This is a genomic window from Aeromicrobium duanguangcaii (assembly GCF_024508295.1).
Lineage (GTDB): Bacteria > Actinomycetota > Actinomycetes > Propionibacteriales > Nocardioidaceae > Aeromicrobium > Aeromicrobium duanguangcaii.
Genome location: NZ_CP101990.1, coordinates 787,787 through 809,817, shown reverse-complemented (window position 1 = coordinate 809,817; position 22,031 = coordinate 787,787). Strand labels below are relative to the sequence as shown.

27 protein-coding genes and 1 tRNA gene are annotated in these 22,031 nt (G+C 70.5%); 14 read left to right on the top strand and 14 right to left on the bottom strand.

Annotation, left to right across the window (positions count from 1 at the left end; translation table 11 throughout):
* The first annotated feature begins 15 nt into the window (after nt 1-15).
* From mobA to NP095_RS04105, 6 genes are all read left to right on the top strand, one after another.
* On the top strand, nt 16-579 hold the full coding sequence (gene mobA / locus NP095_RS04130) for a molybdenum cofactor guanylyltransferase (protein WP_232417238.1): 564 nt from the start codon (nt 16-18) through the stop codon (nt 577-579).
* Entirely contained in the window at nt 566-814 is a 249-nt protein-coding gene (locus NP095_RS04125; protein ID WP_232417239.1) for a DUF6457 domain-containing protein, read from the top strand. Before mobA ends, NP095_RS04125 begins: the two co-directional genes overlap by 14 nt.
* Nucleotides 811-1,941 carry a molybdopterin molybdotransferase MoeA gene (locus tag NP095_RS04120; protein ID WP_232417240.1) on the top strand — a complete coding sequence of 377 codons (1,131 nt, stop codon included), beginning with the start codon at nt 811-813 and terminating at the stop codon, nt 1,939-1,941. The genes NP095_RS04125 and NP095_RS04120 overlap by 4 nt, the downstream gene beginning before the upstream one ends.
* A gap of 14 nt (nt 1,942-1,955) precedes the next feature.
* Nucleotides 1,956-2,297: an arsenate reductase (glutaredoxin) gene (arsC, locus tag NP095_RS04115; protein ID WP_232417241.1), complete on the top strand. Its 342-nt coding sequence runs from the start codon at nt 1,956-1,958 to the stop codon at nt 2,295-2,297.
* 99 nt (nt 2,298-2,396) lie between these two features.
* Nucleotides 2,397-3,446, top strand: coding sequence for an HpcH/HpaI aldolase/citrate lyase family protein (locus NP095_RS04110; protein ID WP_232417242.1), 1,050 nt, complete (start codon nt 2,397-2,399; stop codon nt 3,444-3,446).
* 10 nt (nt 3,447-3,456) lie between these two features.
* Complete coding sequence (locus NP095_RS04105) at nt 3,457-4,326, top strand: HpcH/HpaI aldolase/citrate lyase family protein (RefSeq protein WP_232417243.1); 870 nt, start codon at nt 3,457-3,459, stop codon at nt 4,324-4,326.
* A gap of 67 nt (nt 4,327-4,393) precedes the next feature.
* On the opposite strand, the gene NP095_RS04100 is transcribed toward NP095_RS04105, so the two are convergent.
* The 4 genes from NP095_RS04100 to NP095_RS04085 form a co-directional block, all read right to left on the bottom strand.
* On the bottom strand, nt 4,394-4,543 hold the full coding sequence (locus NP095_RS04100; protein WP_154595564.1) for a hypothetical protein: 150 nt from the start codon (nt 4,541-4,543) through the stop codon (nt 4,394-4,396).
* 461 nt (nt 4,544-5,004) lie between these two features.
* On the bottom strand, nt 5,005-6,120 hold the full coding sequence (locus tag NP095_RS04095) for an FUSC family protein (RefSeq protein WP_232417244.1): 1,116 nt from the start codon (nt 6,118-6,120) through the stop codon (nt 5,005-5,007).
* Nucleotides 6,120-6,440 carry a GroES family chaperonin gene (locus NP095_RS04090; protein WP_232417245.1) on the bottom strand — a complete coding sequence of 107 codons (321 nt, stop codon included), beginning with the start codon at nt 6,438-6,440 and terminating at the stop codon, nt 6,120-6,122. The genes NP095_RS04095 and NP095_RS04090 overlap by 1 nt, the downstream gene beginning before the upstream one ends.
* Nucleotides 6,440-6,709: a DUF3618 domain-containing protein gene (locus tag NP095_RS04085; RefSeq protein WP_232417246.1), complete on the bottom strand. Its 270-nt coding sequence runs from the start codon at nt 6,707-6,709 to the stop codon at nt 6,440-6,442. The genes NP095_RS04090 and NP095_RS04085 overlap by 1 nt, the downstream gene beginning before the upstream one ends.
* 46 nt (nt 6,710-6,755) lie before the next feature.
* Between NP095_RS04085 and bcp the strand changes: the two genes are divergently transcribed.
* Both bcp and NP095_RS04075 read left to right on the top strand, forming a co-directional pair.
* The gene (gene bcp, locus NP095_RS04080; protein WP_232417247.1) at nt 6,756-7,232 is read left to right on the top strand and encodes a thioredoxin-dependent thiol peroxidase; all 477 of its coding nucleotides are present in this window, start codon (nt 6,756-6,758) and stop codon (nt 7,230-7,232) included.
* Between the two features lie 29 nt (nt 7,233-7,261).
* Nucleotides 7,262-7,344: transfer RNA gene (locus NP095_RS04075), tRNA-Leu, on the top strand.
* Nucleotides 7,345-7,347: 3 nt separating this feature from the next.
* On the opposite strand, the gene NP095_RS04070 is transcribed toward NP095_RS04075, so the two are convergent.
* Nucleotides 7,348-7,785, bottom strand: coding sequence for a nitroreductase family deazaflavin-dependent oxidoreductase (locus tag NP095_RS04070; RefSeq protein ID WP_232417248.1), 438 nt, complete (start codon nt 7,783-7,785; stop codon nt 7,348-7,350).
* Between the two features lie 103 nt (nt 7,786-7,888).
* Here NP095_RS04070 and NP095_RS04065 point away from each other — a divergent pair, with 103 nt between their 5' ends.
* Nucleotides 7,889-8,344 carry a Fur family transcriptional regulator gene (locus tag NP095_RS04065; RefSeq protein WP_232417249.1) on the top strand — a complete coding sequence of 152 codons (456 nt, stop codon included), beginning with the start codon at nt 7,889-7,891 and terminating at the stop codon, nt 8,342-8,344.
* Nucleotides 8,337-10,544, top strand: coding sequence for a catalase/peroxidase HPI (gene katG, locus NP095_RS04060; RefSeq protein ID WP_232417250.1), 2,208 nt, complete (start codon nt 8,337-8,339; stop codon nt 10,542-10,544). The genes NP095_RS04065 and katG overlap by 8 nt, the downstream gene beginning before the upstream one ends.
* A 58-nt stretch (nt 10,545-10,602) precedes the next feature.
* Here the strand turns inward: katG and NP095_RS04055 are convergent, their stop codons facing one another.
* A complete protein-coding gene (locus NP095_RS04055; RefSeq protein ID WP_232417251.1) occupies nt 10,603-11,799 on the bottom strand; it encodes a fibronectin type III domain-containing protein in 1,197 nt (398 codons plus the stop codon).
* Between the two features lie 81 nt (nt 11,800-11,880).
* Here NP095_RS04055 and NP095_RS04050 point away from each other — a divergent pair, with 81 nt between their 5' ends.
* On the top strand, nt 11,881-12,450 hold the full coding sequence (locus NP095_RS04050) for an NYN domain-containing protein (RefSeq protein WP_232417252.1): 570 nt from the start codon (nt 11,881-11,883) through the stop codon (nt 12,448-12,450).
* Between the two features lie 4 nt (nt 12,451-12,454).
* Here the strand turns inward: NP095_RS04050 and NP095_RS04045 are convergent, their stop codons facing one another.
* The 4 genes from NP095_RS04045 to NP095_RS04030 form a co-directional block, all read right to left on the bottom strand.
* Nucleotides 12,455-12,847 carry a hypothetical protein gene (locus NP095_RS04045; RefSeq protein ID WP_232417253.1) on the bottom strand — a complete coding sequence of 131 codons (393 nt, stop codon included), beginning with the start codon at nt 12,845-12,847 and terminating at the stop codon, nt 12,455-12,457.
* A gap of 135 nt (nt 12,848-12,982) precedes the next feature.
* A complete protein-coding gene (locus NP095_RS04040; RefSeq protein ID WP_232417254.1) occupies nt 12,983-13,654 on the bottom strand; it encodes a methionine ABC transporter permease in 672 nt (223 codons plus the stop codon).
* Nucleotides 13,651-14,670 carry a methionine ABC transporter ATP-binding protein gene (locus NP095_RS04035; protein WP_232417255.1) on the bottom strand — a complete coding sequence of 340 codons (1,020 nt, stop codon included), beginning with the start codon at nt 14,668-14,670 and terminating at the stop codon, nt 13,651-13,653. Before NP095_RS04035 ends, NP095_RS04040 begins: the two co-directional genes overlap by 4 nt.
* A gap of 2 nt (nt 14,671-14,672) precedes the next feature.
* On the bottom strand, nt 14,673-15,602 hold the full coding sequence (locus NP095_RS04030) for a MetQ/NlpA family ABC transporter substrate-binding protein (RefSeq protein WP_232417256.1): 930 nt from the start codon (nt 15,600-15,602) through the stop codon (nt 14,673-14,675).
* A gap of 149 nt (nt 15,603-15,751) precedes the next feature.
* Between NP095_RS04030 and NP095_RS04025 the strand changes: the two genes are divergently transcribed.
* The 3 genes from NP095_RS04025 to NP095_RS04015 are packed head-to-tail and all read left to right on the top strand — an operon-like array spanning nt 15,752 to nt 18,015.
* The gene (locus NP095_RS04025) at nt 15,752-16,213 is read left to right on the top strand and encodes a tRNA (cytidine(34)-2'-O)-methyltransferase (protein WP_232417257.1); all 462 of its coding nucleotides are present in this window, start codon (nt 15,752-15,754) and stop codon (nt 16,211-16,213) included.
* Between the two features lie 42 nt (nt 16,214-16,255).
* On the top strand, nt 16,256-17,194 hold the full coding sequence (dapD, locus tag NP095_RS04020; protein WP_232417258.1) for a 2,3,4,5-tetrahydropyridine-2,6-dicarboxylate N-succinyltransferase: 939 nt from the start codon (nt 16,256-16,258) through the stop codon (nt 17,192-17,194).
* Nucleotides 17,194-18,015, top strand: a complete 822-nt coding sequence (locus tag NP095_RS04015; protein WP_232417259.1) for a hypothetical protein — start codon at nt 17,194-17,196, stop codon at nt 18,013-18,015. Before dapD ends, NP095_RS04015 begins: the two co-directional genes overlap by 1 nt.
* A 137-nt stretch (nt 18,016-18,152) precedes the next feature.
* On the opposite strand, the gene NP095_RS04010 is transcribed toward NP095_RS04015, so the two are convergent.
* Genes NP095_RS04010 through NP095_RS03995 form a run of 4 tightly spaced genes read right to left on the bottom strand, consistent with a single transcriptional unit; the run spans nt 18,153 to nt 21,963 of the window.
* Nucleotides 18,153-18,944: an ABC transporter permease gene (locus NP095_RS04010; RefSeq protein ID WP_232417260.1), complete on the bottom strand. Its 792-nt coding sequence runs from the start codon at nt 18,942-18,944 to the stop codon at nt 18,153-18,155.
* Nucleotides 18,941-19,867: an ATP-binding cassette domain-containing protein gene (locus NP095_RS04005; protein WP_232417261.1), complete on the bottom strand. Its 927-nt coding sequence runs from the start codon at nt 19,865-19,867 to the stop codon at nt 18,941-18,943. Before NP095_RS04005 ends, NP095_RS04010 begins: the two co-directional genes overlap by 4 nt.
* 54 nt (nt 19,868-19,921) lie before the next feature.
* Nucleotides 19,922-21,148, bottom strand: coding sequence for a sugar ABC transporter permease (locus tag NP095_RS04000; protein ID WP_232417262.1), 1,227 nt, complete (start codon nt 21,146-21,148; stop codon nt 19,922-19,924).
* Nucleotides 21,145-21,963: an ATP-binding cassette domain-containing protein gene (locus tag NP095_RS03995; protein ID WP_232417263.1), complete on the bottom strand. Its 819-nt coding sequence runs from the start codon at nt 21,961-21,963 to the stop codon at nt 21,145-21,147. Before NP095_RS03995 ends, NP095_RS04000 begins: the two co-directional genes overlap by 4 nt.
* Nucleotides 21,964-22,031: the final 68 nt, after the last annotated feature.

Genomic DNA, 22,031 nt, shown 5'->3' with positions numbered 1-22,031 from the left:
GGCACGATGAGCCCCATGGCCCCGTTCCATGCACTGTTGCTGGCCGGAGGGCGGGCGAGCCGGCTGGGCGGACGCGACAAGCTCATGGTGCGCGTCGGCGGCAGGACCGTCCTCGAGGGCGTGGTCGCGGCCGTGCCCGACACCGGCCGGGTGGTGATCGTGGGCCCGCGCCGTGATCTCGAGCTGGACCGCGAGGTGCTCTGGATCCGTGAGGACCCGCCCTTCGCCGGGCCCCTCCACGCGGTGGCCGCGGGGATGGCCGCGCTGCAGCCCGCGGACGACGACGAGGTCCTGATCCTCGCCGGCGACCTACTGCGGCCGGACCTGGTCGTGGATGCGCTGACGGCCGGGTCCGGCGCTCGAGTCGCCGTCGACCCCGACGGACGTCGACAATGGGCGTGCAGTCGTGTTCGCGCCGGTGACCTGGCGCGCGCCCTGGCCGCGACCGACACCGCCGATGCCCCGCTGAAGGCGGTCATCGGAGCACTCGACCCGCTGGACGTCCCCCTCACCGCCGAGGCCACCGCCGACCTCGACACCCCCGACGACCTGGAGGAGTACGCCGATGTCGAACGATGACGAGATCCTGCAACGCTGGTGGCGCGATCTGTGCACCGCGTTGGGTGTCGAGCCGGACGCCGACCCCGAGGTCCTGCTCGACCTCGCCGGCACCGCCGCGCACGCGGTCGTCCGGCCCGCAGCGCCGCTGACCACCTTCTTGGTGGGCTACGCCGCGGGTCTGGCCGACGCCGACGCGGCCGGCATGGACTCACTCGTCGAGCGCGCCGAGCGCGCCGCCGAGGACTTCGGGTGACCGATCCGTCGTGGTCCGAGGCCCGCGACCTGGCCCGGGCGTCCCTGCCCCGGGGCGAGATCATCTCGGTGACGCTCGCGGGGGCGGTGGGCGCCGTCGCGACCGAGGACCTGCGGGCGCTCGGCCCGATCCCCCGTGCCGCGACGTCGGCGATGGACGGCTGGGCGGTCTGCGGCCCCGCGCCGTGGCACCTCGACTCCGGTGACGACCCGCTCTCCCCCGGCCGGGCGCGGCCCATCGTCACGGGCGCCGTTCCGCCGGACGGGACCGACGCCGTCGTGCCGTCCGAGTGGGGTCGGGTGTCCGGCGATGTCCTGCACGCTGAACGTCCTCCGCCCGGCCGCCACGTGCGTCCCGCCGGCGAGGAGGCGCAGGAGGGTGACGTCCTCGTCCCGGCCGGCCGACTGCTGACCCCGGCCCGGCTCGGGGTGCTGGCGATGACCGGTCACGACCGGGTCGACGTGCGCCGTGCGCCCCTGGTCCACCTGGTCGTCACAGGTGACGAGCTGGTGCCCTCCGGCCTGCCCCAGCCCGGGCACGTCCGCGACGTCATGACGCCGATGCTGCCGCCGATGCTGAGCGCTCTCGGGGCCAAGGTCGCGCGGCTCGACCACGTGCGCGACGATCCACGCGCCCTGGCGGCGAAGGTCGCGGCCGGCGACGCCGATCTCGTGATCACCGCGGGCGGCACCGGCCACTCGACCGCCGATCCGATCGACGGAGCGTGGGAGCGAGCGGACGTCGACGTGCGGTTCCGCGGCGTGGACATGCGTCCCGGCCACCCCGTCTCCCTGGCGGTCCTGCCGGACGGGCGGCCGTGGCTCGCCCTGCCGGGCAACCCCCTCGCCGCGATGCTCACCGCGCTGTCGTTCGTCCCGGCTCTGGTCGAGGGATTCACGGGCGCCACCTCGGTCGAGCCGGTATGGGCCGTGGCCAACGAGGCATTCGACGGACGAGCCGACACGACCCTCGTGCCGGCGCGCCACACCGCCGCGGGTCTCGTGCCCGTCGGCAGGAGCCGCCCCCATCTGCTGACCGCGCTGGCCGGCGCCGACGTCGTGGCGATCGTACCGCGCGGGGGGATCGGGCCGGGCGATCCGGTCGCCGTCCTGCCCCGCTCGTGGTGAGTACCGTGGGGCGCGTGGACGCGACGATCTATCACCATCCCCGCTGCACGACCTCCCGCAAGGCGCTGGACCGCCTGCGCGACGCCGGGATCGAGCCGGCGGTCGTGAAGTACGTCGACGAGGGCTGGACCGAGGCGCAGCTGCGCGAGCTGTTCGACGCCGCCGGCCTGACTCCCGGCCGGGCGGTGCGCAAGCGCGAGAAGCTCTACACCGAGCTGGGCCTGGCCGACGCCACCGACGACGAGCTGCTGGCCGCCATGGTCGAGCACCCGGTCCTGGTCGAGCGACCGTTCGTCGTCACCGCGAAGGGCACCCGGCTGGCCCGCCCGCTCGAGAGGCTCGACGAGATCCTCTGAGTCGCGGATCGCGAGCTCCGCCAGCCGGACCCGCCGCGCTCTCGCGCGCACGGCGCGCCATACTGGCCCCGACCCTGACTCCCACGGAAGAGAGTTCCCGTGCGCAATCCCCGTGCCTTCCTGCGTCCGCTCGCCGTCGGCGCCCCGAAGCCCAGCTCCGACGTGCCGTTCCGCCCGAGCCGGATGATCCACTTCTTCGACCCGAGCAACGAGAAGATGGCGGCCAAGGTGCCGGACATCGCGAAGAAGGTCGACATCATCCTGGGCAACCTCGAGGATGCGGTGAAGACCGAGAAGAAGGAGGCCGCGCGTCAGGGCCTGATCGACATTGCCAAGGCCACCGACTTCGGCGACACGCAGCTGTGGACCCGCGTCAACAGCCTCGACTCGCCGTGGGTGCTCGACGACATCGTCACGCTCGTCACCGAGATCGGCGACAAGCTCGACGTCATCATGGTGCCGAAGGTCGAGGGCGCCCAGGACATCCACTACGTCGACCGCCTGCTGGCCCAGCTCGAGGCCCGCGCCGGCCTCGACCGCCAGATCCTCGTGCACGCGATCCTCGAGACCGCCGAGGGCGTCGCCAACGTCGAGGAGATCGCCGCGGCCAGCCCGCGCATGCAGGGCATCAGCCTCGGCCCGGCCGACCTCGCCGCCAGCCGCCGCATGAAGACCACCCGCGTCGGCGGCGGTCACCCCGGCTACATCGTCCGCCAGGACCCCACGGGCGAGGACCTGACCACCGGTCGCGCGACCTACCAGCAGGACCTGTGGCACTACACGATCGCGCGCATGGTCGACGCCTGCGCGATGAACGACATCCTGCCGTTCTACGGACCGTTCGGTGACATCAAGGACGTCGTCGCCTGCGAGGACCAGTTCCGCAACGCGTTCCTGCTCGGTTGCGTCGGCGCCTGGAGCCTGCACCCGGTCCAGATCGACATCGCCAAGAAGGTCTTCTCCCCCAGCCCCGAGGACGTCGCGCACGCCAAGCGCGTCGTCGAGGCCATGGGCGACGGCTCGGGCGCGGTGATGATCGACGGCAAGATGGAGGACGACGCCTCCTGCAAGCAGTGCCTCGTCATGCTCGACCTGGCCAAGTCCCTCGCCGAGCGCGACCCCGACCTGGCCGCGGCCTACGACCTCTGAGGAGCCCACGATGACTGAGATCCGCCCCCGCCGCTCCGTCCTCTACATGCCCGGCGCCAACGAGCGCGCGCTGGAGAAGGCCAAGAGCATCGACGCCGACGCGCTGATCCTCGACCTCGAGGACTCGGTGTCGCCCGACGCCAAGGAGACCGGCCGCGCCAACGTGTGCGCCGCCGTCACCTCGGGCGAGTACGGCCACCGCGAGCTGGCCATCCGGGTCAACTCGATCGGCACCCAGTGGCACGACGACGACGTCGCCGCGGCCGCCAAGGCCGGCCCGGACGCCATCCTCGTGCCCAAGGTCGAGTCGGCGCAGCAGGTCCTGGACCTGGTCGCCGCCATGGAGGCCGCCGGCGCCCCCGAGAGCACGCAGCTGTGGGCCATGATCGAGACCCCGAAGGCCCTGCTGCACGCCGAGGAGATCGCGGCCGCGCACGAGCGGCTGACCGTGATCGTCATGGGCACCAACGACATCGTCAACGAGACGTACGGCCTGCACGTGCCGGGCCGCAACCCGCTCGTGCTGACCGCCCTGTCGTGGACGCTGCTGGCCGTCCGCGCCGCCGGCAAGGTCGTCATCGACGGCGTCTACAACGACGTCAAGGACGCCGAGGGCTTCGTGGCCGAGGCCCGCCAGGGCCGTGAGATGGGCTTCGACGGCAAGACGCTGATCCACCCGTCGCAGGTCGATCCGGCCAACGAGGCGTTCGCCCCGAGCGAGGCCGACATCGAGCGCGCCCGGGGCATGATCGCGGCCTTCGACGAGGCCGCCGCGCAGAAGAAGGGCGTCGCCACCTTCAACGGCAAGATGATCGAGGAGCTGCACATCCGTGACGCCCAGCGGATCCTGGCCTACGCCGAGGCGTTGCAGGGCCGCTGAGCCGAACGCACACGAGGCGCGTATCGAGACCTGGGTCTCGGTACGCGCCTCGTGCCGTTGATGCGCCTCATCGGTTGGCGCGCAGGCCCCACAGCTGGCTGTGCACCGCGCGCATGTGCCGCTCGGCCCGGCGGCGCTGCTTCAGCCGCTCCAGGATGACGAGACGATCGAGGTCGGCGCGCGACTGCGGCCGGTTCCCGTAATCGAACAATGACATGGAGATCACCCCCTCTCCCGTGATCGCTTCCGTGTGTGCGGTCCCGGAATTCGGGACTGGAGTCGGAAGTGTGGTGTTCGCGGGCATGAGGGTGAAGTGGGGGAATGTCGTGGTCATGACGCGCCTCCTTTCTGATTCGTCGGGTGGGTGGACACAAAGAGAAACCGCCTCGGACGAGCGTCCGAAGCGGCTGGTGATACAGGTCGACAGAATCGACTAGGTCAACATCACGACGGAGGCGTGCCCGGGGGCGAACGGGAAGGCGTTCTTGTTCGTCATGGGGCTCACCTCCTGTGTGTGTGACACGTCACTTCGATCGAAGTGCTGAGAACGACCCTAGGGGACTCAGTCGTCCTCTGTCGAGGTCTCGTCCTCGGATTCTGAGGATGCGTCGGATTCGCCGTCGCGCGCCAGGTCGGCCAGCCGTTTGCGCAGCTGGGCCAGCAGATGTCGAGGTTCCATCAGTCCACGTCCAGGATGTCGTCGAGTGCGGTGCGGGGCACTCCCCCGGCCATCAGCAGATCGGCTGCCAGGGACCGCACCTGCGCGGCCACCGATGCGGTGTTCACCGTGAGTCGTCCCGGCAGGGCGCGCATGGCCAGGTCCGACGCCTCGACGAGGCGGTCGTTGGCCCGGGCGAGGTCGACGGCCGAGGCGAACTCGTCGCCGTAGATCTGCACGGCGTGGATGAGGATCTCGACGGCGTCCGTCAACCCCGTGGGCACCTTCTCGTCGTGGCGCAGCATGGCCGCCACCCGCCGGGCCAGCACCCGTGCGTCGCGCATCGCGTTGTCGAGGTCGTCGACGCTGCCGGCGTAGCGCTCGATGTCGGCCCGCTGGCTCCAGCGCAGCGGCGCCAGCCGCGCGATCTCGCTGACGTTGGCCGCCGTGGAGTACAGGGACTCGATGATCGGCTGCGTGTCGCGGGCCTCGGTCAGGGCGGCGTCCGCCAGGGCGGCGTCGTCCGTGCGCATGGCCTGCGCGATCTTGTCGAGGACGTCCGCCAGGCCCCTCAGCAGCTGCTGCAGGCTCGCGTCGATGTCGCGCTTGGTGTTGCGCGGCAGGACCAGCATCATCACGAAGCCGCACATGCCCCCGATCAACGCGTCGGTGAAGCGCGTGACGGCGGGGGTGGCGTGACCCGCCACCGGCACAATGGCCGCCAGCAGCACCCCGGAGTTGATCGCTTGCGTCAGCGCCATGCCGCGCAGGTTGAACAGCATCGCGACGATCGCCGTCAGGGACGCGACCAGGGCCATCTGCCAGCCACCGCGGCCGATGAGCAGGATGAGCAGCTCGGCGACCAGCACCCCGAAGGCCACGCCCAGCACCAGCTCGAAGACGACGCGCTGGCGGCGCCCCGCCCCGCCCATCATCGTGATGACGGCGGCGATGGGGGCGAAGAACGCCTGAGCATGGCCGAGCAGGTACGTCGCGATCGTGAACGCGCCGCCGGTGGCGACGGCCAGTCGCAACAGCAGGCGCCAGTTCTCGCGGACCCGGCCCAACCGCTCGCGGATCGTGACCTCAGGACGTGGCAGGCGCAACCGGCGGAAGGGGAGCCGGTCGCCGCTCATCACAGATAGAGGCCGGTCTGGCCCTCGTCGATGCGCTCCGACGCGACGGCGTGCAGGTCGCGTTCGCGCAGCAGGATGAAGCTCTCGCCCCGGACCTCGACCTCGGCGCGGTCCTCGGGGTCGAACAGGACGCGGTCGCCCACCTCGACGGCGCGGACCTGGGACCCGACGGCCTGGACCCGAGCCCAGGCCAACCGCCGGCCCAGGGCCGCGGTGGCCGGGATGACGATGCCTCCGGACGAGCGTCGGTCGCCGGCCTCGGTGTCCAAGGACACGAGGAGCCGGTCGTGCAGCATCCGGATCGGGAGCTTGGCGTCCATCAGTTCAGGAGTCGACGCAGCACCGCGAGTCCGGCGATCGTGGCGACGGTGCCGACGACGACGGGCACGATGTGCTCGAAGCGCGGGCCGGTCTCCTCGTCGACGAAGTACTCCTTCACGCGCTCGACCTGTCGCTTGACGACGTTGGCGGGCTTGACGCGATCGACCAGCTCGTCGACGTTGTCGCTGAGCCGACTCAGGAGCACTTCCAGCTCGTCGACGATCTCGTCGGGAGACGCCTGGACGGGTTCGGCATGTCCTCGTGCCACGGGAGTCCTCTCGATCGGTGCGGGGTGCCTTGTCAGGATAGTGCCCATGACGACCCGACTGCAGCCCGGCGACACGGCTCCCGACTTCACCCTCCCGACCGACGACGGGAACGAGGTCACGCTCTCGGACCTTCGGGGCCAGCGCGTGATCGTCTACTTCTACCCCGCGGCGATGACTCCGGGGTGCACGAAGCAGGCGTGCGACTTCAGCGACTCGATCGACCGGCTGCAGGCCGAGGGCCTGACCGTGCTCGGCATCAGCCCCGACCAGCCCGAGAAGCTGGCGAAGTTCCGCGAGCGCGACGGCCTCACGATCACGCTGCTCTCGGACCCCGACAAGTCGGTCCTGACGGCCTACGGCGCCTTCGGCGAGAAGAAGCTCTACGGCAAGGTCGTCCAGGGCGTCATCCGCTCGACGTTCGTGATCGACGCCGAGGGCAAGGTCGAACTGGCGCAGTACAACGTCAAGGCCACGGGCCACGTCGCCAAGCTGCGTCGCGATCTGGGCCTCGACGCTGCCTGAGCGCCGGCGAGCCTAGACTCATGCCCGTTGCCGGTGTGGCGGAACGGTAGACGCGCCAGGTTTAGGTCCTGGTGTCCTCACGGGCGTGCAGGTTCAAGTCCTGTCACCGGCACCCTCAGGCGATCGGCTCCAGCACGAAGACGGGGATCTGACGGTCGGTCTTCTTCTGGTACTCGGCGTAGTCCGGCCACACGGCCACGGAGCGCTCCCACCACGTGGCGTACTCGTCGCCCTCGAGCTGGCGGGCGCGGTAGTCGCGCTTGACCTCGCCGTCCTGCAGCTCGACGTGCGGGTTCTTCACCAGGTTCCAGTACCAGGCCGGGTGGTCGGGGGCGCCGCCCTTGGACGCGACGACGGCGTAGTCGCCGTCGTGTTCGACGCGCATCAGCGCGGTCTTGCGCAGCTTGCCGGACTTGGAGCCCACGCTCGTCAGCACGATGATCGGCACCCCCTTGAGCAGGTTGGCCTCGCGGCCTCCCGTGGCCTCGTACGTCTCGGCCTGGGTGCGCGCCCACTCGGACGTGCTGGGTTCGTGCTCTCCGGTCAGCGGCATGGGTGATCTCCTCACGGTGGCGGGCTTCCAGCAAACCACGGATGGGCTCGCCGGGCCGACCCCGCTTTCTTGATTGATTCAAGAAAAGGGTAGGGTGGGCGTCATGCCCCACTCCCCCGACCTCGAGCAGGCGCTGCGCGCCGCCGGGTTGCGGGTCACCCGCCAACGGACCGCCGTCCTGCACGCGGTCACGGCCCACCCGCACTCCGACACCGCGGCGATCATCGACCGTGCCCGCGAGACGATCCCGGACCTGTCCCACCAGGCCGTGTACGACTCGCTGCACGCCCTGACCGACGCCGGCGTCGTGCGCTGCATCGAGCCGGCCGGCTCGACAGCGCGGTACGAGACCCGCACGGGCGACAACCACCATCACCTGGTGTGCCGGTCGTGCAGCCGCATCGTCGACGTCGACTGCACGATCGGCGCGGCACCGTGCCTGACCCCCGGCCAGGACCACGGCTTCGTCATCGACGAGGCCGAGGTCGTCTTCTGGGGCCTGTGCCCCTCCTGCTCACCTGCGACCCCCGAACCCATCGAAAGGACACTGCATGTCTGACCAGAACCACCCCGACGCGATCCTCGCCGAGGTCAACGACCCGGACGAGGCCAAGGGCAAGTGCCCCGTCGTCCACAACCAGCTGCCGAAGCCGACGGCCGGTGACGCCAACCGCAAGTGGTGGCCCGAGCGTCTGAACCTGCAGATCCTGGCCAAGAACTCCCCGGCCCGGAACCCGATGGACGACGACTTCGACTACCGCGAGGAGTTCTCCGCGCTCGACCTGGACGCGCTCAAGGCCGACATCGCCGCCGTCCTGACCGACTCCAAGGACTGGTGGCCGGCCGACTTCGGCAACTACGGCCCCCTCATGATCCGCATGGCGTGGCACAGCGCCGGCACGTACCGCGTGACCGACGGCCGCGGCGGCGCGGGCGCCGGCCAGCAGCGGTTCGCCCCGCTCAACTCCTGGCCGGACAACGTCAACCTCGACAAGGCCCGCCGCCTGCTGTGGCCGGTCAAGCAGAAGTACGGCAAGAAGATCAGCTGGGCCGACCTGATGATCCTCGCGGGCAACGTGTCCCTCGAGACCATGGGCTTCCCGACCTTCGGCTTCGCCGGCGGTCGCGAGGACGTGTGGGAGGCCGACGCCGACGTCTACTGGGGCGCCGAGACCGAGTGGCTGGGCGACGAGCACCGCTACGAGGGCGACCGCGACCTCGAGAACCCGCTGGCCGCCGTCCAGATGGGCCTGATCTACGTCAACCCCGAGGGCCCGGCCGGTCACCCCGACCCGCTCGCCTCGGCGCGCGACATCCGCGAGACGTTCGGCCGCATGGCGATGAACGACGAGGAGACCGTCGCGCTCATCGGCGGTGGACACACCTTCGGCAAGACGCACGGCGCCGCCGAGGCCGACCACCTGCAGCCCGAGCCCGAGGGCGCGCCCATCGAGCAGATGGGCCTGGGCTGGAAGAACACCCACGGCACGGGCCACGGCCCCGACACGATCACGTCGGGCCTGGAGGTCACCTGGACCTACCACCCGACCCGCTGGGACAACGAGTTCTTCCACATCCTGTTCGCCTACGAGTGGGAGCTCTTCACCTCGCCGGCCGGCGCGCACCAGTGGCGTCCGATCAACGGCGCGGGCGGTGACATGGTTCCCGAGGCGTTCGGCGACGGTCGTCGCGAGCCTCGCATGCTGACGTCGGACATCGCCCTGCGCGAGGACCCGGCCTACCGCGAGATCGCGCTGCGCTTCAAGAACGACCCGCAGGCGTTCACCGACGCGTTCGCGCGCGCCTGGTTCAAGCTGACGCACCGCGACATGGGTCCGAAGGCGCGCTACCTCGGTCCCGAGGCGCCGCAGGAGGACCTGCTCTGGCAGGACCCGCTGCCGGCGTGGGAGGGCGAGGTCATCGGCGACGCCGACGTCGCCGCGCTCAAGGCCAAGGTCCTCGAGACCGGCCTGACCGTCTCCGAGCTCGTCTCCACGGCGTGGGCGGCTGCGTCGTCCTTCCGTGGCAGCGACAAGCGCGGCGGCCTCAACGGTGCCCGCATCCGGCTGGCCCCGCAGAACGGCTGGTCGGTCAACAACCCGGCGCAGCTGGCCAAGGTCATCTCGGTCCTGCAGGGGGTCGCGGACGGCTACGACAAGGCCGTCTCGCTGGCCGACGTCATCGCCATCGCCGGTGCGGCCGCGATCGAGAAGGCCGCCCGTGACGGCGGCGTCGAGATCACGGTGCCCGTCTCGGTCGGCCGTGTCGACGCCAGCGCCGAGCAGACCGACGTCGAGTCGTTCTCGTACCTGGAGCCGCGTCACGACGGGTTCCGCAACTACGAGGGCAAGGGCGGCATGCCGGCGGAGTACGAGCTGATCGACCGCGCCAACCTGCTGACCCTGACGGCTCCGGAGACGACCGTCCTGGTCGGCGGCCTGCGCGTCCTGGGCGCGAACTACGACGGCTCGAACCTCGGTGTCCTCACCGACCGGGTCGGCGCCCTGACGAACGACTTCTTCGTCAACCTGCTCGACATCGACACCGAGTGGACCGCGACGGACGAGTCGAGCACGCGCTTCGCCACGAAGGACGGCCGCTGGTCCGGCACCCGCGCCGACCTGGTGTTCGGCTCGAACTCCGAGCTGCGCGCGGTGGCCGAGGTCTACGCCAGCGCCGACGCGAAGGAGAAGTTCGTCAAGGACTTCGTCGCCGCCTGGACCAAGGTCATGGACCTGGACCGGTTCGACCTGCGCTGAGTCCGCTGAACGATCGACGCCCCCGGGATCACTCCCGGGGGCGTCGTCGTGTCCGCGGTCAGGACAGGCGCAGGACCACGCGGATCGGGCAGTGGTCGGACCCGACCGGACCGGCGTACTTCGCGCCGCGGCGCGGGTTGATGTTCGCCCACGACAGGACGCCGATGCCGTCACCCTTGCGGATCCACACCTTGTCGACGTGGTCGCCCCACGTGTACGACTTCACCGGCTTGAGCTCGCCCTTGGTCCCGCTGTTGTAGTTCGGTCGCGACAGCGTCCGGGCCTGGTCGTAGGCATCGAGGTACCCGGCGCCGCCCATCACGCGGGCCGGGGTGTCCTGGGCGCGGCCGCGGGACTTGTTGGAGTTGAAGTCCCCCAGGTAGACCACGCGGGAGCGGTTCGTGTTCGCCGCGTCGACCTGGCGCATCAGCGAGAGGGTCTCGGCCTTGCGACGCCGGTTCGCCGCGGCGCTCTTGTCCGGCGAGAGGTGGGCGGACACGAAGATCGTGCGCTTGCCCGTCCGCTGGTCGCGGAGCTCGGACCAGGTCGCCCGGCGTCCGTTCCCGAGCTCGATCGTGGCGGCACGGGGCGTCGTCTCGGTGACCATGACCTGGTCGAACCGCGACGTCCGGAAGAGCAGGCTGGAGGTCTGGTAGTGGCCGAAGTCCGGCACGGCCGTGTAGGTGGGCCGGAGGTCGGCAGCGACGGTGCGCCAGCCGGACGACTCCTGCAGCGCGATCACGTCGGCGCCCGAGCCCAGGACGGTCCGGGTCACGACGGGTCGTCGTTGCGCCCACGGCTTCATCCCGGCCCACCACGCCTCCTTGCTCGAGTCGCAGGCCTTCGAGCAGATGTTGTAGGTCAGGGTGCTGACGGTGGCGCCCCGGCTCGGCACGGAGATCGCGGCGGTCGGCTTGCAGGTGCGGGCGCTCGTCGCGACGTGCCTGCCCTTGCGGTTGTAGGCACGCACCTTGAAGCAGTACTCGACGCCGGGGCGCAGGCCGCGCACGGTGGCCCGAGTCCGCTTGGCCTTGACCGTGCGGACGCCCTTCGTGAAGGCGTAGTTGGCCGCGCGCTGCACCCGGTACGTCTTCGCGCCCCGGTACTTCGGCCACGTGAGCGTGACGGAGGTGGCCGTGACGCCGACGGCCTGCACGAGACCGACTCGGGGTGCGGCGTGAGCGGGAGCCGTCGACAACCCGGCGAAGAGGGTGACGAGAGCCAGGGCGCTGAGGAGGATGGGGCGCATGTGCATGGAGCGACCAACGCTAAGCGGAACCCTCGCGATCGCGCAGGTGTTTTCCCGCCTTCGTCCCACTCCGCGTAGGGTCGACCCGTGAACGACATCGCGCCCGGCGCCCTGACCTACCTGCTGGTCGACGGTGAGAACATCGACGCCACCCTCGGCATGTCCATCCTGGGCCGCCGCCCCCAGCCGCAGGAGCGCCCGCGGTGGGACCGGTTGCTGCGGTTCGCCGAGAAGGTCTGGGACCAGCCCGTGCAGGGCCTGTTCTTCCTCGCGGTCGACACCGAGCTGCCGATGCCGTTCGTCCAGGCGCTGACCTCGATCGGCTACCGGCCGGTGCCGCTGTCGGGCACGCCCGACCAGAAGGTCGTCGACCTGGCCATCCAGCGCACGCTGGAGGAGATCGCGCGCCGCGATGCCGACGTCATGCTGGCCAGCAACGACGGCGACTTCGTGCCGCAGGTCGAGGCGCTGGTCCAGGGCAGCCGCCGCGTCGCGGTCCTGGGCTTCGAGGAGTTCCGGAACTCTCGGTTCGCCGCGCTCGTCCCTCGCGGCCTGGAGTGCTTCGACCTCGAGCACGACGTGGACGCCTTCACCGTCGAGCTGCCGCGCATCAAGGTCATCCCGATCGACGAGTTCGACCCGCGCGACTTCCTCTGACGGTTCAGGCGGCCTCGGCCGTCACCAGCGGCGCACCCCGCAGGAGCTCCTCCCAGCCTGGACGGCTCAGCAGGTCGATCTCGACCCCGAATGCCTCGGCGCCGGTCCCCTCGGGCAGGGCGAACTGCGGACCCACGAGGACGTGGGCCGGCGGACCGTCGGACCCCGGCACACGGATCCACCGGGCGGTGCCCGGCACCGTCAGCACCGCGTCGTGCAGCGGGAGGAGCACGCAGCGGCCGGCCTCGCCGGTCAGGGCATCGACGAGCTCGGCGCGGCGGCTCGTGCCGACCGGCTGGGAGATCGCGCACACGACATAGACGTCCCCACCATCGTCCGGAGCGATCAGGTCGCCGGCTCGCAGCTGCGAGACCGGCCGGCGAATCGGCTCGATCATGACGGTCACCTCCATACGTCCACTCGTGCAGGCAGGACTCCAGTCAGTCACGCGCCTCCGACAGTTTCCAGGGATCTCACGATGCGGTCCGCGCCCGCAACGAGATCCGTGGCGTCGGAGCCCCGGTGGGGTCCGTCAGTAGCGCAGGACGCGGCGGGCCGCGGTGTTGCCGAGGAACTGGCCCAGCTGGACGAACACCACGATGATCAGGACGACCGTCCACGTGACGACGGTGTCGAACTGGCGGTAGCCGTACTGCAGGGCGAAGTTGCCCAGGCCGCCGGCGCCGATCGCGCCGGCGATCGCGCTCATGTCGACGATCGCGACGAAGGCGAAGGTGTAGCCCAGGATCAGCGGGCCGAGCGCCTCCGGCACGACGACGGTCGTGAGGATGCGCAGCCGGCTGGCGCCCATCGACCGCGCGGCCTCGATGACGCCGGCGTCGACGGTCACGAGGTTCTGCTCGACGATGCGGGCGATGCCGAACATCGCGGCCAGCGTCATCGCGAAGATGATCGCCTTGTTGCCGATGCCGATGCCCACCACGAGACGGGCCAGCGGCTGCACCGTCGCGATGAAGATGACGAACGGGATGGGCCGGAAGAAGTTGACCACGAGGTTCAGCAGCGTGAACGCGACCCGGTTCGCGAACAGCCCGCCCGAACGCGTCGCGTAGAGCGCGAGTCCCACGCACAGGCCCAGGAAGCCGCCGATCGCGACCGTGATCGCGACCATGTAGACGGTCTCCCACGTCGCTGTCCCGATGAGCGACCACAGCTCGGGCAGGTTGGTGTCCTGGCTGATCATGCGAGCACCTCCACGCCCTCGAGGCGACCGACCTCGGCCACCGCGTCGTCCACTCCCTCGCCGCGGACCGCCAGGGTCACGTGGCCGAAGACCGCCGGGCCGACGCGGTTCACGCCACCCTGGACGACCTCGACGGACAGACCGCGGGTCGCCAGCGCCGTGAACACGTCGGACTGGCTGGTGTGCCCCTCGACGTCCACGACGATGAGGCGGCCCTCGAACTGGCGCCGCAACGCCTCGAGCTCGGCCCCCTGGGGGACCTCGTCGACGAGCGTGCTGACGAACCGCTTCGTCACCTGCTCGCGGGGGCGCGCGAAGATGTCGATGACCGGACCGCTCTCGACCACCCGGCCCGCCTCCATGACGCTGACCTTGTGCGCCAGCGTCCGCACGACGTCCATCTCGTGCGTGATGACGATGATCGTGATGCCCAGCTCGTCGTTCACCTTGCGCAGCAGGCCGAGGACCTCGCGCGTGGTGTCGGGGTCCAGGGCGCTGGTCGACTCGTCCGCCAACAGGATGGACGGGTTCGTCGCCAGCGCCCGGGCGATGCCGACGCGCTGCTTCTGCCCGCCCGAGAGCTGCTCGGGGTAGGCGTGCGCCTTGTCGGCCAGGCCGACGAAGTGCAGCAGCTCGGAGATGCGCCGCTGGCGCTCGGCCGGGTCGACGCCCGCCAGCTTCAGCGGGAACTCCAGGTTCCCCCACACGGTGCGCGACCGCATGAGGTTGAACTGCTGGAAGATCATGCCGATCCCCTGCCGCACCCGGCGCAGGTCCCGCTCCCCCAGCTGGTCGAGCCGCGTGCCGTCCACCGTCACCGTGCCGGACGTGGGCTGCTCGAGGGCGTTGACGAGTCGCACCAGGGTGGACTTGCCCGCGCCGGAGTAGCCGACGATGGCGTGGATCTCGCCTGCCTCGACGTCGAGGGAGACCCCTCGGACCGCCTCGATCGGCGCGCCTCCGCGTTTCGTGGGCGCGAACGTCTTGTGGACGTCACGCAGCTCGACCAGTGCCATCGTCAGCCCTGCGCGCGGGTGTCCGCCTCGACCTTGGCCAGCGAGGCCTCGAGGTCGGCGACCGGAGTCGTGAGCAGCTGCGCCGTGCCGCCGGCGATCTCCTGCACGCCGTCCTGGACCAGCTTGCTGTTCTGGTAGATCTCGACCAGCTTGGCGTAGGTCGCGTTGTCCTTGTCCTCGGCGCGGACGGCGAAGATGTTGATGTACGGGACCGCGTTCGGGTCGGACGGGTCGTCCTTCGCGATGGCGTCCTCGAACTTCAGGCCGGCCTTCTCGACGAAGTCGTTGTTGACGATCGCGGCGGCCACGTCGGGCAGCGAGGTGGGCGTCAGGTCGGCCTTGATCGCCTTGACCTTGACCTTCGAGGCGTCCTTGTCGATGTCGGCGAGCGTCGAGAAGATCGAGCCGCCGTCCTTGAGCTTGATCAGCCCGGCGGACTGCAGGATGCCCAGCGCGCGCGCCTGGTTGCTGTCGTCGTCGGGGACGACGACCGTGTCGCCGGCCTTGATCTCGTCGACCGAGTCGACCTTCTGCGAGTACAGGCCCAGCGGGTAGATCGCGGTGGAGCCGATCGGCGTCAGGTCCTGGTCGTTCGCGACGTTGTAGTCGGCCAGGTAGACGATGTGCTGGAACTGGTTGATGTCGATCTCGCCCTCGGTCAGCGAGGGGTTGGGCTGCGGGTAGTCCGCGAAGTCGACGACCTCCAGGTCGATGCCCCCCTCCTTGGCCTCGTCCTTCAGCGTCTTCCAGTACGGGTCGCTCGCGCCGACCACGCCGAGCTTGACCTTCTCCAGGTCGGCGCCGGCGGAGTCGTCACCGCGGGTCAGGGCGAAGGCGACCAGGGCGCCGACGACGACGAGCACGGCGACGGCCAGGGCGATCGCGCGACCGCGACGCTTCGGTGCCTCGATCAGGGGGGAGTTCTCGGACACGGGTGTTCCTTTCGATGTGCGGGCGACCCCGTGGTGCTGAGGGGTCGAGATGACCGTAGGCCCGTCACACCCGCCTCCCTGACCACGTCTCACCTGTCAGGAACGGACGTCCGGAGTGCCGAGAAAGTGCTACCGCCTACTGTGGGGTCGTGTTCCGGATCCTGTTCTTCGAGCCACGCATCGCCGGCAACACGGGCAACGCCATCCGGCTCGCCGCCGCCACCGGCAGTCACCTGCACCTGGTCGACCCGCTCTTCGACTTCGAGGACGCCAAACTGCGCCGCGCCGGTCTGGACTATCACGACCTCGCCGTCGTCACGGTCCACGCGACCCTCGAGGAGGCGTACGAGGCGTTGCTTCCGGCGCGAGTCTTCGCCTTCACCACGGCCGCCACGACCGCGTACACCGACATCGCCTACGAGCCCGGCGACGTGCTGCTGTTCGGGCCTGAGCCGACCGGGCTGCCGGACGAGGTCCTGGGCGACGAGCGCGTCACGGACCGGCTGCGACTGCCCATGCTGCCGTCACGGCGCTCGATGAACCTGGCGAACTGCGCCTCGATCGCGGTGTACGAGGCGTGGCGCCAGCACGGGTTCGCCGGCGGCGTCTGACACACCATCACGGGCGTGACCGGCCTCGATAGCCTTGGGCCCATGAGCGACACCCGATCGGCCCACGCCTGGGGCCTGGCCACCGTCACGCCCGAGGGAACCGTCCTGGACGTCTGGTACCCCGAGCCGATGCTCGGCCCCTCCCCCGAGACCACCGTCGAGCCCTCCGACCTGGTCGCCGCGGAGCGTGAGGACCCGATTCGCGGAGTCAGCACCCACGTCATCCACACCGAGATCACCGATCTGGACGCGCCGCCGGCCGACGCCTACGACGTCTACCTGCGCCTGCACCTGCTGTCGCACCGCCTCGTCCAGCCCCACGGCCAGAGCCTCGACGGCATCTTCGGCCTGCTGACCAACGTCGTGTGGACCTCGATCGGCCCGTGCGCCGTCGACGACTTCGAGGCGGTCCGCGCCCGGGCCCGCGCCGCCGGGCTGGTCGTGTCGGTCACGAGCGTCGACAAGTTCCCCCGCATGACCGACTACGTCGTGCCCAGCGGCGTGCGCATCGGCGACGCCGACCGCGTCCGCCTGGGCGCCCACCTCGCCGAGGGCACCACGGTCATGCACGAGGGCTTCGTCAACTTCAACGCCGGCACGCTCGGCCACGCCATGGTCGAAGGCCGCATCTCGGCCGGCGTCGTGGTGGGCAACGGCTCCGATGTCGGCGGCGGCGCGTCCATCATGGGCACGCTCTCCGGTGGCGGCAAGGAGATCGTCAGCGTCGGCGAGGGCTGCCTGATCGGCGCCAACGCCGGTATCGGGATCTCGCTGGGCAACGACTGCGTCGTCGCGGCCGGCACCTACGTCACCGCCGGCTCCAAGGTCACCATGCCCGACGGCTCGGTCGTCAAGGCCGCCCAGCTCTCGGGCGCGGACGGCATCCTGTTCCTGACCAACAGCCAGACCGGCGCCCTGGAGGCCCGTCCGCGCGGCGGCCGGACCGGCGTGGAGCTCAACGCCGACCTGCACGCCAACTGATGCGATGGATCGTCGCCACGGTCGTCGCCACGGCGGCGCTCGTGTTCGTCGTCCTGAAGTCCTTCGAGAACGGCATCGAGAACCGCGGGTTCTGCGTCGCGACGGTCGGTGACCGCACGGTCGAGGTCGACGTCGAGCAGGCGAAGTGGGCCGCGCTGATGGCGGCCCAGGCCCACGAGCGCGGCCTGCCGCCGCGGGCGACGACCATCGCGATCGCCACGGCGTACCAGGAGTCGAAGATCCGCAACATCGACTACGGCGACCGCGATTCGGTCGGGCTGTTCCAGCAGCGGCCCTCGCAGGGCTGGGGAACCGTCGAGGAGATCCTCGATCCGGTCTACTCGACCGGGAAGTTCTACGACGCGCTGGCCACGATCGAGGACTACGAGTCCATGGAGATCACCGACGCCGCCCAGGCCGTTCAGCGCTCGGGGTTCCCGCAGGCCTACGCGGACCACGAGGCGGACGCGCGCGTGCTGGCCTCGGCCCTGCGCGGCTACTCCCCCGCGGCGTTCGCCTGCGCGACCGACCCGAAGGCCGGGTCCACCGGCGCCGACCTCGAGGCCTACCTGAACCAGGCCTGGGGGCGCGTGCGCGTCGACTCCGATCCCTCGTCCGGGCAGCACGCGATCGCGCTGACCGGCGACCAGATCGACACCCGCGGCTGGGCGCTGGCGCAGTTCCTCGTGGCGAACTCGACCGAGTTCCGCATCAGCGAGGTCACCTTCGACGACATGGCCTGGGTCGCGGACCAGGACGAGCCCGGCTGGCGCCCCTCGCGGGATACCAGCCGGACCGACGTGCGGTTCGTCCGCCGCTGAGCGGGCTCGCTCAGCCCTCGGCCCTCGGCCCCTCGGCCCCTCCCCCGCTCGCACTTTTGGAAACGGATCCACCTTCCGCCGGAGCAGAAAGGTGGATCCGTTTCCAAAAGTTGCCAGGGGGCGGCGGCGGGAGTCGCTCAGCCGATGTCGCGGCGCAGGGTCACGAAGCGGCCCAGCAGCACGAACACCAGCACGTAGGCCAGCAGCACGATCGCCCCGGGCCCGCGCGAGAGCAGGTCCGTCGTGGTGTCCTGGGCGAAGAAGCTCGACCCCAGGACGGCATCGGCCGCGGCGCCCGGCAGGTACTTGGCCACCTCGGACGTCGCGTCCCAGGCACCGAGCGCGACGCGCGCGACCGGCTCGACGAACTGGGTGAACGCCAGGATCACGATGATCGCGGCGACCTGGTTCGTCAGGACGCTGCCGATCGCGGTGCCCAGGACGGCCCAGATCGTCATGACCAGGACCGACATGCCGAGCAGCGTCAGCACGCTCTCGGCGCCGAGGTAGGCGCCGTCGCCGCGCCACGCGAGCACGGGAGCCGCACCGGCCACGGTCGAGGCCGTCCCGATGACGCCGTAGATCAGGCCGACCACGACGGCCGCGGCCAGCTTGGCGGCCATCAGCACCGACCGGTTGGGCTGGGCCAGCAGGGACGCGGTGATGGTCTTGTGGCGGAACTCTCCGGTGAACAGCAGGCTGCCCACGATGAGCGGGAAGACGTAGCCGATCGGACTGGTGAGCGAGTAGACGACGCGCGCCAGCTCCTCACCCACCGGCATGCCCGAGTCGTCGCCCATGTCGACGGTGAACGAGAACGAGATCACCACGGCGATGAACACGAGGTACGCCACCAGCACGAGGGCCAGCAGCCACCACAGACGGGTACTGAAGAGCTTGCGCAGCTCTGCCTTGAACGCGGCGCTCATGCGGCCACACCTCCTCGCGACGCCGGGGCGTCGGGACTGGAGGTCAGCCGCAGGAACACGTCCTCGAGGCCGACTCCGACGTTCGCCAGCTCGTGGACCTCGATGCCGGCGGCGAAGGCCGCGGCGCCCACCTCGGCCGCGGGGACGTCGACGACGTCGATGCCGCCGGCGACCGGCTCGTGACGCCAGCCCCGGTCGGTTGCCAGCGCGGCGATGCGCTCGGGGGCGGGGCCGGCGATCCGGACCCGCGACTCGACCAGGGCATGCAGGCCCTGCAGCGGCGAGGCGTGCACGAGGCGGCCGCTCGCGATGATCACGACGTCGTCCACGGTGTGCTGGACCTCGCTGAGCACGTGGCTCGAGACCAGGACCGTGCGGCCCTCGTCGGCGAAGGCGCGCAACAGGTGCCGCAGCCAGACGATGCCCTGCGGGTCCAGGCCGTTGGCCGGCTCGTCGAGCAGGATGACGTCCGGGTCGCCCAGCAGCGCGTAGGCCAGGCCCAGGCGCTGCCGCATGCCCATCGAGTAGCCGCCGACGCGCCGCTTGGCCGCGTCGGTCATGCCGACCAGCTCGAGCAGCTCGTGGCAGCGCGCGTCGCTGGCTCCGACCTGCGGCGCGTACACGCGCAGGTGGTCCAGTCCGGTCCGTCCGGGGTGGAAGCTCGAGGCTTCGAGCGCGGCGCCCACGGTGGCGCCGGGCTGCGCGATGTCCTCGTAGCGCTTGCCCCCGATGAGGGCGCTGCCTCCCGTGGGTCGCACCAGGCCGAGCAGCATCCGCAGGGTGGTGGTCTTGCCGGCTCCGTTGGGACCGAGGAATCCGGTCACCGCGCCGGGACGGACGGTGAAGCTGAGGTCATCCACGGCCTTGACGGAGCCGAACTGTTTGGTCAGGTGATCGACGACGACGTCGGTCTCAGTTCGCATGACCTGACCTTACCGAGCCGCAGGCGGTTGGTCCGCACGTGACACAAACGGCCCTCACCCACTGCCGCTGCTCTTGCGCGCCTGCCTCGAGAGCGAGTCGATCGTGACCGCCAGCAGCAGCACGGCGCCGGTGACCATGTAGCGCACGTAGGCGTCGACCCCGACCAGGTTGAGGCCGCTGGTGATCGACTGCAGCACGAGCATGCCGAAGAGCGCCGAGTAGACCGACCCGCGACCACCGAACAGGCTCGTGCCGCCGATGACCGCCGCGGCGATCGCCATGAGGTTGGTGTCGGTGCCGCCACTGGACTGGCTGACCGCCTGCAGGCGGCCGGCCGCCAGCACGCCACCGAGCGCGGCGAACATCGAGCACAGCGCGAACACCGAGATGTAGACGCGGTTCACGGGCACGCCCGCACGCCGCGACGCCTCCTCGTTGCCACCGACCGCGAACACGTGCCGGCCCCAGGTGGTGCGGCGCAGCAGGAAGTCCATGGTGATGATGACGCCCACCCACAGCAGCGGCATGGCGCCGATCCCGCGGTCGATGTTGAGGTACCAGGCCACGCCCGCCACCGCTGCCGCGATCACGACCGCTCGCACGACGATCCACCGCAGGCTCGGGGCCGAGAGCTGGGCCGCCGCACGACGGCGCAGCGTCCGCAGGCGCGCCAGCAGATAGGCCAGGCCCACCCCGACGGCGAGCACGTAGGACAGCCACGGCGGCAGGAACGTGAAGTTCGCGAAGTCGATCAGCGCGGAGTCACCGGGCAGGTTCACCGTGCCGTTGCGACCCAGCACGTTCAGCTGCGCGCCCAGGAAGGCCAGCAGGCCAGCCAGCGTGATGACGAAGCTCGGCACCCCGAACCGCGTGAACAGGAGCCCGTAGAACGCGCCGATCACCAGTCCGGCGCACAGCGCCGCGAGGATCGACGCCAGCAGCGGCCAGTCGTGGTAGACCAGCAGGACCGCCAGCACCGCCCCGGAGAGCCCGGAGACCGAGCCGACCGACAGGTCGATCTCGCCCAGCAGCAGCACCAGGACGATGCCCACCGAGATCATGCCGATGGTGGCCGAGTCCAGGCTCAGCTCGACGAGGTTGCGCGACGAGAGGAACCGCGGGTTCATCGCGTAGAAGACGATCCAGATGACGACGAGTCCGACGACGACCGGGATCATCCCGAGGTCACCGGACCGCAGCCGGCGCACGACGCTGGTCAGCATGGCGTGCGGGGACGTGTCCTGGACGAGGCGCTCGTCGGCGCGGTCGGCGTAGCTCATGCCTCGTCCTCCGTCGGCAGGTCAGGGAGCGGAATGGGTGGGATGGCGGCGCCCTCGGCCCGCGCCCGGCGGGCGGCGACGACGTTGTCCGAGGCCCCGGTGATGGCCGCGACCAGTTGGTCGGTCGTGACGTCGTCGATGCGGAACTCCGCGGCGTTGCGCCCCAGCCGCAGGACGTAGATCCGGTCGGCGACCGCCTGGACGTCGGCCATGTTGTGGGTGATCAGCACGACGGCCAGGCCGGACTCGCGGAGCCGCTCGACCAGGTTGAGCACCTCGGCCGTCTGGGCGACGCCGAGGGCCGCCGTGGGCTCGTCGAGCATGATGATCTTCGGGTCGCCGACCAGGCTGCGGGCGATCGCGACGGTCTGGCGCTGGCCGCCGGACAGTCCCGCGATCGGGATCCGCACGGAGGGGATCTTGGCCGAGAGCTGGCGGAGCAGCTCCCAGCTGCGCGACTCCATCGACTCCTCGTCCAGGACGCCGGCCGAGGTCGACTCCTGGCCGAGGAAGAGGTTGGCGACGACGTCGAGGTTGTCGGCCAGCGCCAGGTCCTGGAAGACCGTGGCGATGCCGAGCGCCTGCGCGGACTTCGGGCCGTTGATCTGGACCGGCCGGCCCTCGATCTCGATCACGCCGGAGTCGGCGCCGTACACACCGGAGATGATCTTGACGAGGGTGGACTTGCCGGCGCCGTTGTCGCCGACGAGTGCCACGACCTCGCCGGGCCGGACCTCGAAGTCGACGTCGATGAGGGCCTGCACGGCGCCGAAGCGCTTGGCGACACCTCGCAGGGACAGGACGGGTGCGGTCATGGGGCTTCCTGGGGGGTTCGAGCGACGAAGGACGTGCGGAACGGGGGCCGACCGGAGCCGGCCCCCGC

What these genes read in the sequence shown, in the direction of transcription:
- NP095_RS03995 (WP_232417263.1), bottom strand. Translation starts at nt 21,963, where the DNA reads ATGACCGCACCCGTCCTGTCCCTGCGAGGTGTCGCCAAGCGCTTCGGC.
- NP095_RS04055 (WP_232417251.1), bottom strand. Translation starts at nt 11,799, where the DNA reads ATGCACATGCGCCCCATCCTCCTCAGCGCCCTGGCTCTCGTCACCCTC.
- NP095_RS04070 (WP_232417248.1), bottom strand. Translation starts at nt 7,785, where the DNA reads ATGCCGCTGACCGGAGAGCACGAACCCAGCACGTCCGAGTGGGCGCGC.
- NP095_RS04065 (WP_232417249.1), top strand. Translation starts at nt 7,889, where the DNA reads ATGCCCCACTCCCCCGACCTCGAGCAGGCGCTGCGCGCCGCCGGGTTG.
- NP095_RS04035 (WP_232417255.1), bottom strand. Translation starts at nt 14,670, where the DNA reads ATGGCACTGGTCGAGCTGCGTGACGTCCACAAGACGTTCGCGCCCACG.
- bcp (WP_232417247.1), top strand. Translation starts at nt 6,756, where the DNA reads ATGACGACCCGACTGCAGCCCGGCGACACGGCTCCCGACTTCACCCTC.
- NP095_RS04100 (WP_154595564.1), bottom strand. Translation starts at nt 4,543, where the DNA reads ATGTCATTGTTCGATTACGGGAACCGGCCGCAGTCGCGCGCCGACCTC.
- NP095_RS04015 (WP_232417259.1), top strand. Translation starts at nt 17,194, where the DNA reads ATGCGATGGATCGTCGCCACGGTCGTCGCCACGGCGGCGCTCGTGTTC.
- NP095_RS04005 (WP_232417261.1), bottom strand. Translation starts at nt 19,867, where the DNA reads ATGCGAACTGAGACCGACGTCGTCGTCGATCACCTGACCAAACAGTTC.
- katG (WP_232417250.1), top strand. Translation starts at nt 8,337, where the DNA reads ATGTCTGACCAGAACCACCCCGACGCGATCCTCGCCGAGGTCAACGAC.
- NP095_RS04045 (WP_232417253.1), bottom strand. Translation starts at nt 12,847, where the DNA reads ATGATCGAGCCGATTCGCCGGCCGGTCTCGCAGCTGCGAGCCGGCGAC.
- NP095_RS04105 (WP_232417243.1), top strand. Translation starts at nt 3,457, where the DNA reads ATGACTGAGATCCGCCCCCGCCGCTCCGTCCTCTACATGCCCGGCGCC.
- mobA (WP_232417238.1), top strand. Translation starts at nt 16, where the DNA reads ATGGCCCCGTTCCATGCACTGTTGCTGGCCGGAGGGCGGGCGAGCCGG.
- NP095_RS04010 (WP_232417260.1), bottom strand. Translation starts at nt 18,944, where the DNA reads ATGAGCGCCGCGTTCAAGGCAGAGCTGCGCAAGCTCTTCAGTACCCGT.
- NP095_RS04040 (WP_232417254.1), bottom strand. Translation starts at nt 13,654, where the DNA reads ATGATCAGCCAGGACACCAACCTGCCCGAGCTGTGGTCGCTCATCGGG.
- NP095_RS04095 (WP_232417244.1), bottom strand. Translation starts at nt 6,120, where the DNA reads ATGAGCGGCGACCGGCTCCCCTTCCGCCGGTTGCGCCTGCCACGTCCT.
- NP095_RS04000 (WP_232417262.1), bottom strand. Translation starts at nt 21,148, where the DNA reads ATGAGCTACGCCGACCGCGCCGACGAGCGCCTCGTCCAGGACACGTCC.
- dapD (WP_232417258.1), top strand. Translation starts at nt 16,256, where the DNA reads ATGAGCGACACCCGATCGGCCCACGCCTGGGGCCTGGCCACCGTCACG.
- NP095_RS04125 (WP_232417239.1), top strand. Translation starts at nt 566, where the DNA reads ATGTCGAACGATGACGAGATCCTGCAACGCTGGTGGCGCGATCTGTGC.
- NP095_RS04090 (WP_232417245.1), bottom strand. Translation starts at nt 6,440, where the DNA reads ATGGACGCCAAGCTCCCGATCCGGATGCTGCACGACCGGCTCCTCGTG.